This is a genomic window from Fumia xinanensis (genome assembly GCF_014384905.1).
GTDB lineage: Bacteria > Bacillota > Clostridia > Oscillospirales > Ruminococcaceae > Fumia > Fumia xinanensis.
On record NZ_JACRSV010000001.1, the window covers coordinates 1,246,992 to 1,262,404 of the forward strand.

General features: G+C 55.0%; 16 protein-coding genes. 8 read left to right on the top strand and 8 right to left on the bottom strand.

Features of this window, described 5'->3' with window-relative positions; all coding sequences use genetic code 11:
• The first annotated feature begins 46 nt into the window (after window positions 1-46).
• Entirely contained in the window at window positions 47-385 is a 339-nt protein-coding gene (locus H8710_RS05885; protein WP_249294489.1) for a DUF6897 domain-containing protein, read from the top strand.
• A gap of 97 nt (window positions 386-482) precedes the next feature.
• Here the strand turns inward: H8710_RS05885 and H8710_RS05890 are convergent, their stop codons facing one another.
• The 4 genes from H8710_RS05890 to H8710_RS05905 all read right to left on the bottom strand — a co-directional run bounded on the left by H8710_RS05890 (window position 483) and on the right by H8710_RS05905 (window position 4,255).
• Window positions 483-1,052, bottom strand: coding sequence for a 4Fe-4S binding protein (locus tag H8710_RS05890; protein ID WP_249294490.1), 570 nt, complete (start codon window positions 1,050-1,052; stop codon window positions 483-485).
• Window positions 1,049-1,255, bottom strand: coding sequence for a 4Fe-4S binding protein (locus H8710_RS05895; RefSeq protein ID WP_249294491.1), 207 nt, complete (start codon window positions 1,253-1,255; stop codon window positions 1,049-1,051). The genes H8710_RS05890 and H8710_RS05895 overlap by 4 nt, the downstream gene beginning before the upstream one ends.
• A gap of 448 nt (window positions 1,256-1,703) precedes the next feature.
• On the bottom strand, window positions 1,704-3,170 hold the full coding sequence (gene gltX / locus H8710_RS05900) for a glutamate--tRNA ligase (RefSeq protein ID WP_249294492.1): 1,467 nt from the start codon (window positions 3,168-3,170) through the stop codon (window positions 1,704-1,706).
• A 236-nt stretch (window positions 3,171-3,406) separates the two neighbouring features.
• Window positions 3,407-4,255: a helix-turn-helix domain-containing protein gene (locus H8710_RS05905; RefSeq protein ID WP_249294493.1), complete on the bottom strand. Its 849-nt coding sequence runs from the start codon at window positions 4,253-4,255 to the stop codon at window positions 3,407-3,409.
• A gap of 337 nt (window positions 4,256-4,592) precedes the next feature.
• Here H8710_RS05905 and H8710_RS05910 point away from each other — a divergent pair, with 337 nt between their 5' ends.
• From H8710_RS05910 to H8710_RS05920, 3 genes are all read left to right on the top strand, one after another.
• Window positions 4,593-5,132, top strand: coding sequence for an ECF transporter S component (locus H8710_RS05910; protein ID WP_249294494.1), 540 nt, complete (start codon window positions 4,593-4,595; stop codon window positions 5,130-5,132).
• 122 nt (window positions 5,133-5,254) lie between these two features.
• Window positions 5,255-6,598: an MATE family efflux transporter gene (locus H8710_RS05915; RefSeq protein ID WP_249294495.1), complete on the top strand. Its 1,344-nt coding sequence runs from the start codon at window positions 5,255-5,257 to the stop codon at window positions 6,596-6,598.
• A 305-nt stretch (window positions 6,599-6,903) separates the two neighbouring features.
• Window positions 6,904-7,302, top strand: a complete 399-nt coding sequence (locus H8710_RS05920) for a DUF1284 domain-containing protein (RefSeq protein WP_249294496.1) — start codon at window positions 6,904-6,906, stop codon at window positions 7,300-7,302.
• A 52-nt stretch (window positions 7,303-7,354) separates the two neighbouring features.
• On the opposite strand, the gene H8710_RS05925 is transcribed toward H8710_RS05920, so the two are convergent.
• Both H8710_RS05925 and H8710_RS05930 read right to left on the bottom strand, forming a co-directional pair.
• Window positions 7,355-8,122, bottom strand: a complete 768-nt coding sequence (locus H8710_RS05925) for a hypothetical protein (RefSeq protein ID WP_249294497.1) — start codon at window positions 8,120-8,122, stop codon at window positions 7,355-7,357.
• 208 nt (window positions 8,123-8,330) lie between these two features.
• Window positions 8,331-10,496, bottom strand: coding sequence for a YhgE/Pip domain-containing protein (locus H8710_RS05930; RefSeq protein ID WP_249294731.1), 2,166 nt, complete (start codon window positions 10,494-10,496; stop codon window positions 8,331-8,333).
• Between the two features lie 459 nt (window positions 10,497-10,955).
• Between H8710_RS05930 and H8710_RS05935 the strand changes: the two genes are divergently transcribed.
• Complete coding sequence (locus H8710_RS05935) at window positions 10,956-11,375, top strand: NUDIX hydrolase (RefSeq protein ID WP_249294498.1); 420 nt, start codon at window positions 10,956-10,958, stop codon at window positions 11,373-11,375.
• 24 nt (window positions 11,376-11,399) lie between these two features.
• Window positions 11,400-11,750, top strand: a complete 351-nt coding sequence (locus H8710_RS05940; RefSeq protein WP_249294499.1) for an SdpI family protein — start codon at window positions 11,400-11,402, stop codon at window positions 11,748-11,750.
• Window positions 11,751-12,417: 667 nt separating this feature from the next.
• Here H8710_RS05940 and H8710_RS05945 read toward each other — a convergent pair.
• Window positions 12,418-13,488: a M23 family metallopeptidase gene (locus H8710_RS05945; RefSeq protein WP_249294500.1), complete on the bottom strand. Its 1,071-nt coding sequence runs from the start codon at window positions 13,486-13,488 to the stop codon at window positions 12,418-12,420.
• Between the two features lie 109 nt (window positions 13,489-13,597).
• On the opposite strand from H8710_RS05945, the gene H8710_RS05950 reads away from it, so the two are divergent.
• Both H8710_RS05950 and H8710_RS05955 read left to right on the top strand, forming a co-directional pair.
• The gene (locus H8710_RS05950) at window positions 13,598-14,284 is read left to right on the top strand and encodes a hypothetical protein (protein WP_249294501.1); all 687 of its coding nucleotides are present in this window, start codon (window positions 13,598-13,600) and stop codon (window positions 14,282-14,284) included.
• Window positions 14,285-14,385: 101 nt separating this feature from the next.
• Entirely contained in the window at window positions 14,386-14,856 is a 471-nt protein-coding gene (locus H8710_RS05955) for a GNAT family N-acetyltransferase (RefSeq protein WP_249294502.1), read from the top strand.
• Window positions 14,857-14,973: 117 nt separating this feature from the next.
• Here the strand turns inward: H8710_RS05955 and H8710_RS05960 are convergent, their stop codons facing one another.
• Window positions 14,974-15,399 carry a pyridoxamine 5'-phosphate oxidase family protein gene (locus H8710_RS05960; RefSeq protein ID WP_249294503.1) on the bottom strand — a complete coding sequence of 142 codons (426 nt, stop codon included), beginning with the start codon at window positions 15,397-15,399 and terminating at the stop codon, window positions 14,974-14,976.
• Window positions 15,400-15,413 lie beyond the last annotated feature (14 nt).

Consider the following 15,413-nt stretch of genomic DNA (forward strand, 5'->3'; position numbering starts at 1 on the left):
GATATACTGAAAAAAACAGGTTTTCCGGCAGTTTGGAGGTGGACGTTTGGACACGGCGCTGTGGCTCTGCTGTTTTCTGCCGATTCTGCTCGTCCTCTACGAGCGCAGCCGGCAGCAAAAAACGTTTCTCGCGCGGCGGATTGCCGCCAAACGAAAAAAAGGAGCGAATCCCATGACTGATCTCGTCAAAAATTATATCGGGCGCGAATGCCTCATTTACACGATGAATTCCCAGCTCGCCGGCGTCATCAAAGAGGTGGACGGCAGCTGGATCACGGTGGATAACGGCAAAGACCTGGAAGCGGTGAATCTGGACTATGTGATCCGCATCCGGGAGTACCCCAGAAATAAAAACGGCAAGAAAAAGGCTATTGTCGGCGACTGAGCGTCGAATCCACAGATAGAAAACGCCCACGGTGTAAAACCGCGGGCGTTTTTGATTTATCATGTTGTTTTAGAATGCAAAATCCAATGGGCCGCGCCTAATTCTTGCCCTTTTTGAGCCGGCAGATGCCCTGGGTCATGGTCCCCATGGGGCAGTAAACGCACCAGGACCGGGGCCGGAACAGCACCATGGTCACGATACCCAGCACAGTCGAGGTGAGCATGACACCAAAAAAGCCGAAAGCGAATTGGGCGATCCAGGGGGAAACCATCCCCACCTCCGCCCACTGCCAAGGGAGCTTGAACATCCACAAAAGCGTTACCGCCTGCCGCAAGGGCGCACCGGAAAAGACTTTGTAGGTACTGAACAGCATCAGGCCGAACATGGCCATAAAGAAGGTCAGAAAGCCGTACCGGAACCACCAGCTCCGCAGAAATTTCGGCGGCGGCGCGTTGCGGGAAAGTTTGAGCTTTTCACCCAGCAGGCCCAAGAGCTGCCCCCGTCCGCAAAACCGGTTGCAGTAGGCCTTGCCGCCGCCAAAAATGGCGATCAGCAGCGGAAGCGCGAAAAACACTACCCCCAGCCAGGCAAAAAGGATGTTGAAGAGGCCCAGAGCCAAATAGAGCAGTTCGGCGATCCAAAGGTAATCGTACCATTTCTTTTTCATGCCTCTGCCCCCCGTTTCTCGATGAGAATGACCGCCGCGGGACATATTTTGGCGCATTTTCCGCACCCGACGCACTGGTCCCCGTCCACCTTTGCCCTGACGCCCGCGTCAATGTGGATGGCCCTTTTGGGGCAAACCGTCACACAGCACCCGCAGGCCACACATTCTTTTCCCACACGGGCAATCCGAATTGCTTTGTTCATAGACACCTCCAAATGTATTCCGTTCATAAGCCACGATAACTATACTTTATTCGCTTTCTCTTGTCAAGATGCCTAAACGGATGCCGTCAGCGTTTAAAACAAAGGGGACGGCTCCCAAAAATTCCTGCCAAAGCAGGCTCTCCCATGTTTCTCGGCGGACAAACTTCCGAATTTTTTTCCCAGCCGCGGAGTGCATATTTTGTCACGATTTGCCAGGTCCGCTGCCTAGTGCTCCCACTGAGAGCCGGGCAGACAAAACAGTGAGGCCGAAAACGCTGAGGAACCTCCAAACTACCGCTACAATACGCAAAAACCCCGCGGTTTAAGAGCGCTGTTTTAAGAAAACCTGTAGGGGCGAACTATATTCGCCCGCGGGCAGCCACAGACTGCTCCTACAAATGTTTTCCTATTTCACCGCCCCATTGCCGCGGGGGTGTTCTGCGCCGGACTAGGCCAGCGCTTTTTCCAGTTTTTCGATGCCGGTTTCAATCCGTCTGAGGGTCTCGTCCTTGCCGAGGATTTCCGCCAGTTCCACGCCGCCGCCGGGGGTAAACTGCTTGCCGGAAACAGCGACCCGCAGGGGCCACAGGATGCGGCCGTTTTTCACTTCCAGCTTCTCGATGAGGGTAAAGAGCGCGGTGTGGATGTTGTCGAGGGTCCACGCAGAGACCCCTTCCAGCACCGGGAGGATTTCCCTGAGGGCTTCCAGAGAGTTCTCGGAATTCGTCTTCATCTTTTTGTGGGTGTACATTTCGATATCGTAGTCAGGCAGCTCATCGATAAAGTCCACCTGCTCCGGGATGTCGGTGAAAAGCTCGGTGCGGGGCTGCAAAAGCTCCGCCATCAGATTCATGTCGATGTCTTCCCGCTTGCAGGTCTCCCGGATATACGGCGCGGCGTACTCGATGAACTGCTCGGGGGTGAGCTTGCGGATATATTCGCCGTTTAACGCTTTGAGCTTCTGGGTGTCAAAAATCGCCGGGGATTTGGAGATGCCGCTCACGTCGAACTCTTGAATCAGCTCCTCCATGGTGAACATCTCGTTCTCGCCTTTGGGGGCCCAGCCCAGAAGGGCGATGTAGTTGACGATTGCCTCGTCCAGATAGCCTTTCGCCGCCAAATCCTCGAAGGAGGCGTCGCCGTTTCTCTTGCTGAGCTTTTCGGTGGCGTTTTTCATCACGGGGGGCACGTGGATGTAAACCGGCACGTCCCAGCCGAATGCCTCGTAAAGAAGGTTGTACTTTGGGGTGGAAGACAGGTATTCGTTGCCGCGGACTACGTGGGTGATACCCATGGTGTGGTCGTCCACCACGTTTGCGAAGTTGTAGGTGGGCATGCCGTCGGCCTTGATGAGAATCTGGTCGTCCAAAACGGAATTTTCCACCGTGATGTCGCCGAACACCTCGTCGTGGAAGGTGGTGGTGCCCTCAGTGGGGCATTTCTGCCGGATGACGTAGGGGACGCCCGCGTCTAATTTCGCCTGCACTTCCTCTTTGGAGAGGTTTTTGCAGTGTCCGTCGTATTTGGGGGCGATGCCGGAGGCCTGCTGGATTTTGCGGACTTCCTCCAGCCGGTCCTTGTCGCAGAAGCAGTAGTAGGCGTGTCCGCTTTCCACGAGCTTTAAGGCGTAGTCCTTGAACATGCCCATCCGCTCGCTCTGGACATAGGGGCCCACGGGGCCGCCGATGTCAGGGCCTTCGTCCCATTGAAGCCCGGTGCGGCGCAGGGTGTTGTATATGATGTCCACCGCGCCCTCGACGTAGCGTTCCTGGTCGGTGTCCTCGATGCGCAGAATGAATTTTCCGTTATTTTTCTTCGCCAGCAGGTAGGTAAAAAGCGCAGTGCGCAGGTTGCCGATGTGCATATAGCCGGTGGGGCTGGGGGCGAATCTGGTTCTAACTGTTTTGCCGTCCATGTGTTTTTGTACCTCCAATATCTCCCGCTCGGGGAGAAAATTTTTCCTTTTTAGTCTACCCATCATTTTACCGTCTTTTCAAAGCCTTGTCAAGGAAAAGCGGGGGAATTTGAGGACAGCGGGGGTTTCCCCTGCCCCGCCGCCTCAAAAACGCAGAGAGGCCGATCCAAAGGGATTGGCCTCTCTGCGCCTGAGGTGTGAAACATCTCAATCGAGCCGTTCACCGTCGTACTCATTCATTTTTTCTCGACAGGAACCCAGATTTCCACGATGGAGCCTGTCTCGTCCCCGTTAAACCGCTCGTCGTAATACTCGACGCAGTAATATGCGCCGTTTAACAGCCGCTGGGAATAGCCTTCGGCATTTGTCAGAAGCCACTCATTCATGGCGTTGTTTTCGCTGTCGTAGCCGTTTGCCACATACACTTCAAAGGAAGCGTATTTCGATGGGGGCAGCTCCAGCATCGTGTATTCGGGGGCGACTTCTTTGCCGGATACGGGATAACCCACATGCACCCTGCATTTTTCCCCGTCAAAGATTCTCACCTCGTACCCGTTTCTCGACAATACGCCGTCGAGGGGAGTTTCCCGGCTCAGCTTCTCAAAAGCTTCCCACACCTTTCCCGTCTCGTCGCCGCCGCCGCAAACCCCGGCGACGAGTATACCGCCGCGCCTGATGATTTTCGGATTCACAAGTATTCCTCCTTTTAATCGGTTGGTAAATTTCATGATCAGTTCGTCCGCGCTGATGATCACCGGGCGGAAGCCCTGCTTTCGATAAGCGCTGGGGGAGAGGCCCTGCGTTTCATGAAACGCTCTGGAAAAGGACTGGGCCGACTGGAACCCGCAGCATAGCGCGATGTCCAGAACCGTCCTGTCCGTCACGCAGAGCTGCTCACAGGCGAAAAGGATTCGCCTCTCCCGCACATATGCCGCAAAGGTCTTTCCCACGATAGCAGAAAATAACCGGTGAAAATAGAACGGCGAAAAGAAAAATTTCCTTGAAAGCTTTTCCAGGCTGATCGGTTCCTCCAAATGCTCGTCAATATACTTCAGCGCCTCGCCGATTTTTGAGAAGTTGCTCACCGCCACACCTCCAATTTGATTTACAGCCGCTGTATCATCAGTATATCAGACTATCCGGCAATTTGTCTTCACATTTTTTGCCCACTTGCCGCAACAGCGGAAAAAGCAAGCTGCGGTTTTTCTGCACGCCTTGCAAACCGCCGAACGATATAGTAAAATAGAAAAAACATCCGCTTTGACCTGAAATATGACGGGACGTTTCCAAAGCGGACCCTTTTTTCATGGATTCGACAGACTCTGATTGACAAAAAATCCCTCTTTTGATACAATGGCTAGAGTTTAGCCGGCGCACCGGACTTGTTTTTAGTGTGCCGACACGAAAGGACGGAACTCTCTCATGAAAAAGAACAACATCATCGATTTGTCGGTGGCTGCCCTCTGTGTGGCCCTGGGCATCCTCATCCCCTCGGTATTTCACCTGTTTGGGCAGGCGGGGGCGGTTTTCTGCCCCATGCACATCCCGGTGATCGTCTGCGGCATGGTCTGCGGCTGGAAGTACGGCGGGCTCTGCGGGCTCATCGTCCCTCCCCTCTCCTTTCTCATCATCGGCATGCCGCCCATCTACCCCATGGGGGTCTCGATGATGCTGGAGCTGTGCGCCTACGGCGTTTTGGCGGGGCTCCTCTACAAGCGGTTCAACGTCTTTGTTTCCCTGATCGGCGCCATGATCGGCGGGCGGGTGGTTTACGGCCTTGTCAACCTGATACTCATGGGGATTGCCGGCACTGCCTACAGTATGGAAGCTTTCCTGACCGGCGCTTTTGTGACGGCCCTCCCCGGCATCGTCATTCAGTTGATTTTCATCCCCGCCCTCGTCGTTTTGCTGGAACAGCTGGGCTTTCTCAAAAAGAAACAGAAGGCGAAAATCGCTGAATAAACCCAGTCCGGCGGCTGTTTTGCCGCCCCTCCCCATCTGCCGCAGAACACTCTCGATTCTGCGGCGTTTCTTTGCCTGCGACCGGCAAAATACTCAAACCTTACGAAAGGAAGGCCAGCAAGATGCAGAAGGATTTGACCGCCGGCCCCATCACCAAGACCATGCTGGCCTTCGCCGGGCCGATGATCGCCGGCAACCTGCTCCAGCAGTTTTACAACATCGCCGACAGCTTTGTGGTGGGCCAGTTCGTGGGACCGGACGCGCTGGCCGCGGTGGGCAGCGCCTACACCCTCATGACCTTTCTCACTTCCATCCTTATCGGCCTGTGCATGGGCAGCGGGGCGATCTTTTCCTTTTACTTCGGGAAAAACGAGCCCGCTAAAATGAAGAGCCGGGTCCAGGCGGCCTTTTTGCTCATCGGGGGCATCAGTGTTTTCATCAATATCCTGGCCTTCCTGTTCCTCGACGGGATCCTCCGCCTGCTCCAGGTACCGGAGGAACTGTTCGCCATGATGAGAAGCTACGTCTTTCTCATTTTGTTCGGTATCTTTTTCATCTTCCTGTACAATTTTTTTGCCTTTCTGCTCCGGGCGCTGGGCAATTCCGTGGCCCCGCTCTGGTTTCTCGGCAGCACGGTGGTGCTGAATGTGGGGCTCGATGTGCTGTTCGTCGTGGGATTTCGCTGGGGCATCGAGGGGGCGGCTGTGGCCACCGTCCTGTCCCAAATGATCTCCGGGATCGGCATCGCCGCCTACACCTTTATAAAAGAGCCGTCTTTGCGGTTCGGGAAGAACTTCTTCCGGTGCGAAAAAGGGGCGGCGCCGGAAATTTTGCGGTTTTCCCTGGCGTCCTCGGCCCAGCAGTCGGTGATGAACTTCGGCGTGCTGATGGTGCAGGGCCTGGTCAACAGCTTCGGGCCCCAGGTGATGGCGGCCTTCGCGGCGGCGGTGAAGATCGACTCCTTTGCCTACATGCCTGCCCAAGAGTTTGCCAACGCCTATTCCCTTTTCATCTCCCAGAACTTCGGCGCGGGAAAAGAGGAGCGGATTCGACGGGGCACCAAAAGTGCCTTTGGGATTTCCCTCTCCTACTGCGCGGTTATCTCGGTTTTGGTGTTTATTTTAGCGAAATTCCTGATGATGATTTTTATCAGCCCCGAAAACCGGGAGATCATCCAAATCGGCGTGGGCTACCTGCGGGTAGAAGGGGCGTTTTACTGCGGCATCGGGCTTTTGTTCCTGCTCTATGGATATTTCAGGGGCATCAACCGGCCCGTCATGTCCCTCGTCCTCACCGTCATTTCCCTGGGAACACGGGTGGCGCTGGCCTACCTGCTGGCTCCCCTGCCGCAGATCGGCGTTTGGGGCATCTGGTGGGCGGTGCCCATCGGATGGGCGCTGGCGGATATTACCGGGCTCGCCGTCATGGGGGGCTTTGCGAAGCGGCGGACAACGGCCGGGGCCTGAACCCAATGCCTGCCGAGTCAGGCTCCTTTGGTTTTATCACAAGGCGGCAAAGAACGACTGGGGTTTGAATCATCGGTAGAAAGCCTGACCGGTGTATCCAGGGCATGAATCGGCACTGCTTATAGAAGCGGCACGGCCCAAAGATCAGACCGGTATGTCGGGATTTTGAACCGGCGCGACTTGTGGAAGCGGCACGGCCCAGCTTCCGTTTTGAGCCGTGGGCTCCGGCTTCTCGGCGGCCCTTCCCCGTCCGGCGGTGAATTTCAACCCTTGTTTATTCCATTTGATAGAAAGGCGGAAACCATATGTCTGCACCCATCCTTCTCCGGCCCCACCACGGGCTCTGTATCCAAAATTTTCGCGGCAAGGGGTATTCTGAGGAATTTGTCCGAGAAATGGCCCGCATCGTCGCCATGCTGGAGCAAAATCCCCGGCGGGAAATCACCCTCTTTGCGGGCGCGGACCAAGTGTGCCGGTCCTGTCCCCACAAAACGGCGGACTCGGGCTGCGACTCCGGGCAGAAAGTGCTCCGCTTCGACGAGCGGTGCCTCTCCCTCTGCGGCCTGCGGGCGGGCGACACCCTCCCCTGGGAGGAATACCGGGAGCTGCTCCGAGAGGCGGTCATCCGTCCCAAGCGGTACCGGGAGGTCTGCATAGGCTGCCAGTGGATCGGTATCTGCGAGGGAAACGAAGTGAAAGAATAAAAAACACCCTTCCGCGCCGGATGAAACGCGCGGAGGGGTGTTTTAAAATCCATTACGGCTCGCAGACCGCCATGGCGAGATACACTTCATATCGGTCGTAAGGAAGGGTTCCCACCGACCAATCATAGGGCTCATAGGCGCTCATGACCTGGGAGGAACCGGCGGCAATCGCTTCATCGTTATAGGTTTCCTCCACAGTGACGACGCCGCCTTTGTTGTTGTAGTAAACCACCTGGTAGATGACTCTTTCCACCGCCTTGTCCCCGTTGTTCCGGCATTTGATCATGATGCCGTCCGCCCCTCGGTTGTAGGTAGTCTCGATCTCAGCGGAGCAGTCGGCATAATATCCTTCGTCCGGCTGGGCGGTGACGCTCACCTCCACCTTGCTGTAGGGAATCAGGTTGTAGTAGTCATCGGACGGTTTTTCGATGGGAAAAAACAGCGTTCTCCCGTCGGGAATGACCTGATAATAATTGTAGTCGGTGCTCACCATATCGGCCCCGTCGTAAAACACCGCGGTGACCTTGATTTCATCGCAGGTGAGGCCGGAATCGTTTGTCAGCTTGACATAAACGTAATCCCCTCCCGTCTCGACGAGCTCATACTGCCACTGATGGTCGGACAGGATGATCGACGCGCGGCCGACGCTGTCCCAGTCGGTTTCGGGGCCATCGGAATAGCCGTCATCCCCGCCGAATGAAGCGGAATCAATCTGGGCCTGGAGGGCGTCCCGTTCCGAAACCACCTTTTCGTACTCGCTTCTCGGCACTCCGATGGTGCAGCCGGCGAGCCCCAACAGCATAACCGCCGCTATCAGCAAACATCCGATCCTTTTCACTTTTGAACCACTCCTTTACGCTGATTATAACAAATATCTCAGCATAGCACAAGTGTTCTAACGAGGATTCTTTCCAAGTTTCACATTTTTGTTTAATATGTTTCACTTTTTAGATTTGTTTTGGTTATTTAGTTCAACAAAAAGCGTCCCGTAGGTGTCGGGACGCTTTTTTCCGATTGGGACAGAACCTTTACATCAGCCCTGTCTCCTCCAGCTTCCGCTCGAAAAACTCGTTCATCCGAATGAGAGGCTTGCGGAGCACCAGCCCCACAAACAGCGAAATGGGCAGGTAAACCAGGAGCTTACACATATCCTTCCAATAATCCATGCCGTAGACCCCCGCCACCGTCTCCCGCATGGCGTTAATGCCGGAAGTGAAGGGCAGGTAGGGGTTGATGGCGTTGAAGAAGGAAGGGGTCACTTCGATGGGGAAGGTGCCCCCTGCCCCGGCCACCTGGATGACCAGCAGGATGACGGCAATGGCCTTTCCCACGTCGCCGAAAGAGATGGTCAGGGTGTAGATGACGTTGGTGAACACGATGCTGGCGGTGACTCCCGCTAAGAGGAACAGCCCGGGGTTCACACACTGGATTTTGAGGAAGTACAGGTCCCCCAGACAGACAATAAGGCTCTGGACGACGCCGAACACCATGAATGTCAGATACCGGCCAAAGTAGGCCTCATGGGGCTTGAGGCCGCGGATTTTATCGTCCTCCCGGACATGTACCTTCAAAATGGCGCAGAGGATAAGACCGCCCACCCAAATGGCCAGAATGGTGTAGAAGGGGGTCATGGCCGAGCCATAATTTTCGATGGGGTAGAGCTTTTGGGTGTTAATCTCCACCGGCGAGGACATAAAGCTCCCGGCGATTTCCGGGTCGTTTTGGATGATTTCGATGAGCTTCGAGAGCTGTTCGTCCCCGTCCACCGCCCGCACCTCAGAAATAAGGCTGTCGATTTTGCCCTTGGCCCCCTGCAGCATCTCGTCGGTCTTTTGCAGGGCTAAAAGGCATTTTCCGAGGGTGTCGTCCACCCCGGAGAGGGTATTGCCGAGGCTTTTGGACGCGCCGCTGACACTGAAGAGCAGTCCGGAAAACTTGCCGAGGGTGCCGTAAATGTCATCGACGTTTTTATTGAGCTGGGGGGAAACTTCCCGCACATACTGATCCCTGACTTTTTTCAGGGAAGCCTTGGCGTCGGCCGCGCTCTGCCGGAGCTCCGACTGCATTTCGGCGGGGACCTTTCCCGCGTCCGCCACCGTATCGGCGGCTTTCTGAATGCCGTCGGAAAGGGCCTCCTGCCGGGATGTGGCGGTATCCAGAGCGTCCAGCATCCTGTCGACTGCGGAAAGCCGGATGGGCAGAGCGTCGTTTAGGGCGGAGAGGGTGTTATAAAGGCGGTTGTTTTTCTCGATGATGCGGTCGTTGATTCTCGTCAGGCTTCGCAGGTCGGATGCCGCCTGTTTCGCGTCTTTTTCCGCGTCAGAGAAGGCGTCTTCCAGCCGCCCGTCTATGGTTTCCGCCAAATCTTCCGCCGCCTGAACGGTGTCCCCCACAGCGGTGATGAGCTCCGACGAAATATCCCGGGAAGAAACGATGAGATTCTGGACATCCCCTATGCTTTCCATGCCGCTGAACAGGAGCTCGTCGGCTTCTGGAAGGATGCCCCGCGTGGCGTCCACTAGGCCGCCTCCCGCCTCCAAGGCGGCGCTGAAGGCGGAAACGGCGGCGGAAAACTCGTCGATGTCGGCGGAAGCGGTCTCCAAATTTCCAACGATTCCGTCGACGATGGAACTTCCCTTTTCGCTGAGACGGGCGTCCCCTTCGTTGAGGGCGGCGAGGATCACCTTGGTGCAGGTGCTGATAAAGGTCTCGTTGACCTGCTGCTGGATGACCCCCACCCCCTTGTCGGTGATCTTCGGGGCGATGGCATTCTTTTTCTCGTTGACGTAGTAGTCGATGTGGGGCTTTTGGATGTCGGTGGTGAGAATGCTGGCGATTTTCTCGCTGAAATCCTCCGGGATGACCACGGCGGAGTAGTATTTTCCGCTCTCCGCCCCTTCAATGGCGGCGTCTTTGTCCACAAACTGCCATCCCAGCTGGGTGTTCTTCGCCAGCTCCGCGATGACCATGTCGCCGACGTTCAGGGTGAGCCCCATGGCGGAATACCCCTTGTCGGTGTTGGCGACTGCCACCTTAATGCCGGAAGTGTTGCCGTAAGGGTCCCAGCAGGCCCGGATGTTGAACCAGGCGTAGAGCGAAGGCAGGATGGAAATGCCCAGAGCCACGATAACGGCGATGGCGTTTTTGGAAATCTTTTTGAAATCCCGGGCGAAAATGCGGAGGATATTTTTCATCAAAAGCATCCTTTCTGTTTATGGGAAGCGGCTATGAGGCCGCTTTTTCAGTTCCGTGTTCCATTATATTCCGCCTCCGTCCCGATTCAAATAGACAAAACGGCCGGTTTGTTTAAAAATTGAAGGATTTTGGGCAAGGTGACACAGCCATCTGAAAAGAAAAGTCCTATTTTATGTATTTCGCACATAGAATTGGGAGAAAATAATTTCTGCGAATTTAAGAGGAATGGCTATTTTTATTCATAACCGTATGGTATAATAACCTCACAAGCAAGTGGCTTTGCCACTTGTAAGGCGCCTGATAGGCGCTTTATCCCGCTGGCGCGGGATAAGTGAGAACATTTTATCATCATCCGGTTCTGCTGGCGCAGAACTGCGGCGGGGGAACCCGCCTACAAATTCCTGCGGAATTTGCGGATGTGGTATACTGGAAAAAAGTCCCGTAAGGAGCCAAAAGCCATGCGAACCGTCCGATTTTACCCCGAAGCCGCCGCCGATTTCAAATACGCCGTTATCGCCGCCCGGTATGAGGGAAAATGGGTGTTCTGCCGGCACAAAAGCCGTCAGACGCTGGAGCTTCCCGGCGGCCACCGGGAACCGGGCGAATCCCCGGAGGAAACCGCCCGCCGGGAACTCAGAGAAGAGACGGGAGCCGTCCGTTTTCAGCTTGTTCCCCTGGGAGGGTACAGCGTATCAGAAAACGGGGCTTCGGAAACCTTCGGCGCTCTTTATTTTGCCGAAATAGAAGAGCTGGAGGCGCTTCCCCCTTTCGAAATGGCGGAAATCCGCCTGCTCGCCGCACCGCCCTCGGAGCGGTCCCGATGGACCTATCCCGACATTCAGCCGTTGCTGCTGCAAAAAGCGCAGCAAGCCCGTTAAACCGCCGCCTGAAAGGAGTTCTTCATGGATCAGAACTGGGTCATCTTTTTTATGAACTACATCATTCCTATCACCGCTACCCTCATCGGATTCTGGCTGCTCGTAAAGCCCCCGAAGCCCGGAAACGGCTGGTTCGGCCACTACAGCGCCCGTTCCATGTCGTCTAAGGAGGCGTGGAAATACGCCCAGAAGAGCTACGGCAAAAAAAGCCTTCTCATGGGCGTTGTGGCACTGGCTGTTTCGATTCTTTTGAATGTGGCCTTCGGCGTGTCGGCTCGGACGGCGGTGAATTTTATAAACTTAGCTGTCGGTGTGGTGGTTTTGGCGGCGCCTTATATGATGGTGGAAAAGGAACTGAAACGGCGGTTTGGATAGCAAAAGAGGATACGGGTTTTCCGTATCCTCTTTTGTTTTAAAGGCGTTTCGCCGCCCGGGCAGGAGACCCGAAAACCGCGGCATGTCCCTCATTGTACTGCAATTGCGGCGCAGTTCCGTTGTTAGGAGGCGAGGGGGTCTGCCTGAGTGCGGGTGGTAGATTTGGGCCTCCCGGCGGGACAGCGAAATTCGAAGATTCTAATCAGTCTCACTTTCCAGGCAGATTGGCTCGCCTGTACCATGCGCAATTAGCGCTTGCTGGATAATTCAGCTTATCTCCCGATTGAGATATAGTCTGTGCTTTTCTGCGAATTCATCTAACTTTTCCCATTCCTCGGCAGTCAAACGCAAGCGGATCTGTTTGGGAATATAAAACATATTTTCACTTCCTTCATGATGCAATCATAGCATATTAATCCCGATACGTCTGACACCACATAGCTTAAAATGATGGAAATTTTGTGAACTTTTACCCCACGATTTCCGATAGACACGTAGGGGCGGCTATCAGCCGCCCGCGGATGAATCAATAAGATAACAGAAAAAACGGGTGGCTATTAGCCGCCCCTACAAATTTCCTCGGAATGTTCTGAGTAGGGGCGAACACAGTTCGCCCCTACAATTTCCTCGAAACGTTCTGGGAAATGCAGGGGCCGGGATTTGTGTTTTAATCCGGCTCGTGCTTCGGGAACTGCGGAATCTTCCCTTCCAGCGCCTCGACGGCCGGGTCTGTAAACTCGTACTTTCTGAAATACTCCTTGGATTCCTCGTCCCGGACCACCGGGGATTTGTGGTGCTCCAAAAACTTGACGATTTCGTAAACGTCGATCCAGATTTCATTGTTCGACTCCTTCTGGGACTCATCGAACACCAGCTGCATCCCGAAATGCAGGTGGGGCACGTTCATGCCGTTGACGTTCTCCTTGTCGGAGTAGCCGGTCATGCCCAGGTAACCGATCACGTCCCCCGCCTCGACGATGGAGCCCTCTTTCAGGTTCACCGAGTAGGGCCTATCCTTCCGCAGGTGGGCGTAATAGTAGTACCGCCTGCCGTCAAAGCTGCGGATTCCCACCCGCCAGCCGCCGTATTTGTTCCAGCCCATCATCTCGACGACGCCGGACTCCACCGCCATAATGGGAGTGCCCACGTTGCCCAAAAGGTCGTTGCCCAGGTGATTTCTCGAAAAGCCGTAGCTGCGGGAGGCCCCAAAGTCGTCGTAATGGGAAAAGCTGTAGCCGTAGGCAATAGGGCTGTAAGCCTTCAGGCCGTACCGGGTCTCCATCTCGATGGTTCCGTTATTGTAGGAATCCTCGGTCTGGATGTCGTACTCCCCCACCATGCCTCCCAGCACCGCGTCATAGGCCTCATGGTAATAATGGTAGTATTCCATACCTTTGGTGAGCTCCTCCATGGTCTGGCCCGACCGGAGTTTTTCGGCCAGATCGTCCATGTGCTTCGCCTTGTACTTTTTAAAGTTTCCGCCGTACTTCGCCCCCAGGTAGGAGAGCATCTCCACCCAATCGAGCTCGCAGTCGGTTCCCCGGGATTCCTTCTGCATGGACAGGGCCTTTTCCATAGCGGAAGCCGTCACATTGAACTCCACCCATTTAATGGGCTTTTCCGCTCCCACCGGGTCGATTTTGATAAACAGGCTGCAAAAGTTCCACAAAATAGCCGCCGACAGCAGCAACGCCGTGGCGGTAAAGAGCATCTGCTTCTTTTTTCCGCTTAACGCCATTCTATGATTCTCCTTGTTCGTACTAGTATAAGATAATTTATGAGCGCCGGCCTCCCATTAGAAGCGGGCGGCAAAAAAGGGCTGGATTTTATATCCAAAAGGCTGTATAATGAGGAAAAGAAAATCCGCTCTGGAGGCGGTAAAAGTGCAGAGCGCGGGGAAACCCTTTTTCCGGCGCATCTCTCGAAAGGAGACAGAACAGATGAACAAAGGATTTTGGCACGGGATCGCCGGCGTTGTGACGGTTGCGGTGATCGGCGTGGCCGCCTGGCAGTTTATATCCCTCCATGAACGGGTGCACACCCTGGAGGAGGAAATGAACGTCCTGTTGGCCCAGACCCAGGTGATTAACAGCCAGCTGGCGGAAATAAACGCCTCTTCCGATAAACCGGAGGAAAGCGGCTCCCAAACTGTCGACATGGCAGGCTTTCAAGAGGCTTTGAACGGTATCGGAAATTTTGAGCAGGGCACGGCGGGCTCTTCCCTCAAGGCCTATATTGCAGCGGCGGGGCTTCTCGATTGGCTCCACGACGTGGGGACGCTGCCCACCCAGGAGATGGAGGAGCAGACCTACCACTACCTAAACGCCCTGGACGCCGTTCAGCAGGAAAACTTTTCCGCCAACTTTGACACCATCAGGCAGGCAGCGGAACAGATAGCCGACGGCACCGACGAAGCCAAGGGCATGCTCACCGACGCTGGGAACCCCCAGAAATATGATTCCTACAGCCGAGCCGACCTGGATACAGCCGCCGGCATCATCCAAAAGGCCATCGACGGGGAAAAAGCCGCCTAGAGGCGGGACTTCTCCCCGGATAACACCCAAAGGACACACAAAACAAGCCTGTAATGCAAAATTGCTTTACAGGCTGTTTTTTCTCTGGAAAGGAGCCGCTTATGCACAATAAACTGACTTTTCATGCCGCAGAGCCAGATGACCTGACTCCCCTCCTGCAATGGAATTTGGACCACATCAAGACCTATGAGACGGCGAAGCTCGACTGGAAACAGGTGGAGGCGTTTCTCAGTGAAAAGCTCTGGCGAGTGCTCCCCGACTGCCGGGCCGTCCGCCTCAACGGAGAAAAGGCCGGTTACTTTGCCCTGCTCCGCCATCCGGAATACCTAGAGCTAGACAATTTTTGGATTTTTGGGCCTTTTCAGGGACAGGGACTGGGTTCCCAAATCCTCCGGTACTGCAAGTGGGAGGCGAAAAAGGCGGGGCTTCCCCTGCGGCTTTTCGTGTTCTGCAAAAATGAAAGGGCCGCGGAGCTCTACCGGCGGGCGGGCTTTCAGGAGCGGGAACGATGCTACGAAAGCCGCGCCCTTATGGAATACCATCCGGAAATGAATTCGCCACCCAGCCGATAAATCCGGACAAAACACCGAATGGATATTCATACTCCCCAGTGATTTCAGCAAAAATGTCAACAGAGCGCGCCGCAGGCTTGCGGCGCGCTCTGTTTGCTGCCTTTATCACAGTTTCCGTCATCCTTCAATGGAAAAATCCTCCACCTTGAATCCCGCGTAATATTTCCCCGAAAAGGCGGTGAACTTTATGACACAGTAATCCGGGTCGGTCACGCCTTCCTTATAGTACATGGTGTCGCCCGGCTCCCAGATCAATTCTTTTGTTTCCGGGTCTTCGCAGATTTCCACCATCCCCTTGAGGGTCACGCCCCGAAAAAAACGGCGGTCGCAGAAGTAAAGGCAGGCCTTTGGGTTTTTCCGAAGCTGCTCCACCTTCTCGGATGAGGTGTTGGTGGTGAGGTAAAACACCTGGATACCCTCCCGCACCCGGGGAGCCAGCATTGCGCGGACATCGGGAAAACCGTCTTTGTCCAGCGAGGTAAGATAGGCGGTCTTTTGGTGGCTGATGAGGTTTCCTATGGTCTTTTCCGGGTCGCGCATCATAAGGTTTCCTCCTT